Origin of the sequence: Caballeronia sp. (assembly GCF_049581465.1) — a bacterium.
Taxonomy (GTDB): Bacteria; Pseudomonadota; Gammaproteobacteria; order Burkholderiales; family Burkholderiaceae; genus Caballeronia.
In genome coordinates this window covers 1-1,652 of the sequence record NZ_JBAUSA010001270.1, presented here as the reverse complement: position 1 = coordinate 1,652, position 1,652 = coordinate 1, and the positions used below count along the sequence as shown (strand labels likewise).

Sequence of the window (1,652 nt, the reverse complement as noted above, 5' to 3'; positions counted from 1 at the left end):
CCGCTGGGCATCGGCACTGTGCGCCTCGCCGATGGCCGCAGCGTCAAGGGCTTCATTTGCGAGCCCTCGGCCATCACCAGCGCTGCCAGCGCACGAGACATCACCCACTTTGGCGGCTGGCTGGCTTATCTCGCAAGCCTCGCTGAGTCGAATTCCGCAGCTGTCAGCCCATAACCCTCAACGACACGAGACCGAATAAACCATGAGCAATCGTCGCCACTTCCTCAAGAATGCCAGCCTCCTGACGCTCGGTGCGGTGCTGCCATTCGAGTCCGTATTTGCCGCCAGCAAGCTGAGCGTCGGTGTGATCTACGTCGGCGCGCGCGGCGACTATGGGTATAACCAGGCGCAAGCTACCGCCGCCAACGTGATCAAGACACTGCCCAACGTCAAGGTCGTCGAAGAAGAGAACGTGCCGGAGACCATCGCGGTGCAGAAGTCTATGGAGGCGATGATCGAGCAGGACGGCGCAACGCTCGTCTTCGCGACCTCGTTTGGCTACTTCGATCCGCACGTGCTGAAGATGGCCGCCAAATATCCCAACGTGCGCTTTGCGCATTGCGGTGGTTTGTGGAAGCAGGGCAACCCGTCGAATATCACCAGCTACTTCGGCTATATCGACGAATGCCAGTATCTGAACGGCGTGGTCGCCGGGCATATGAGCAAGAGCAAGAAGCTGGGCTTCGTGGCAGCCAAACCGATTCCGCAGGTGCTGCGCAACATCAATGCGTTCACGCTCGGCGCCCAGTCGGTCGATCCTTCGATCACCACCCACGTGATTTTTACGGGCGACTGGTCGATGCCGGTCAAGGAAGCGGAATCGGCCAATAGCCTCGTCGATCAGGGCTGCGATGTGCTGACCTGTCACGTCGACGGCCCGAAGGTCGTGATCGAAACCGCCGAGAAGCGCGGCGTCATGAGCTGCGGCTATCACGCGAGCCAGGCAGCGCTCGCGCCGAAGGGTTATCTCACTGGCGCCGAATGGGACTGGGCCACACCGTACAAGGAACTGGTAGCGGGCGCGCAAACCGGCAAGCCGCAACCGAACGTGCTGCGCGGCGGCCTGAAGGAAGGCTTCGTGAAGATGTCGCCGTATGGAGCCAAGGTAACGCCCGACGTACGCCAGAACGCGGACGGCGTGAAAGCAAAAATGATGTCCGGCGAGTTCGTGATCTTCAAAGGTCCGATCAAGGACAACAAGGGCGGTGTGGTGGTCGCGGACGGCACGAATCACATCCAGACCGACTACACGCTCGAAAGCATGAACTACCTCGTTTCGGGTGTGGTGGGGCAGATCTGATGCACGTGCGGTTCGATCACTTCTCAAGGAGCGGCCATGCGTCCTAATGCGAGTACTGCCCGGCTGATGCTCGGTGTGCTGCCGGCTATCCCCACCCTGTGCGCGCTGGTGGGCACGCTGTTGTTGTTCGGGCTGTTCCTGCTGGTGCAGGGCGCGCCCGCGCTCGATGCGATCGGGCTGATTTTTCAGGGCGCGTTCGGTTCGTCGTTCGCGTGGCAAAGCACCTTGCTGCGCGCCTCGCCGTTGATGTTGACCGCGCTGTGCGTCGCGTTGCCCGCACAGGTCGGGCTGGTTGTGATCGGCGGCGAGGGGGCGCTCGCGCTCGGTGGCCTGGCTGCCGCGGTGGTGCCGC

2 protein-coding genes and 1 pseudogene are annotated in these 1,652 nt (G+C 62.0%); all 3 read left to right on the top strand.

Going from position 1 to position 1,652, the window contains the following annotated elements; translation table 11 throughout:
• The coding region (locus WCA53_RS30800) for an allophanate hydrolase-related protein (protein WP_423920413.1) at positions 1–174 on the top strand (174 nt) is incomplete at its 5' end.
• A 28-nt stretch (positions 175–202) separates the two neighbouring features.
• Complete coding sequence (locus tag WCA53_RS30795; protein ID WP_423920410.1) at positions 203–1,300, top strand: BMP family ABC transporter substrate-binding protein; 1,098 nt, start codon at positions 203–205, stop codon at positions 1,298–1,300.
• 36 nt (positions 1,301–1,336) lie between these two features.
• Positions 1,337–1,652, top strand: a pseudogene (locus WCA53_RS30790) (ABC transporter permease); the annotation flags it as partial.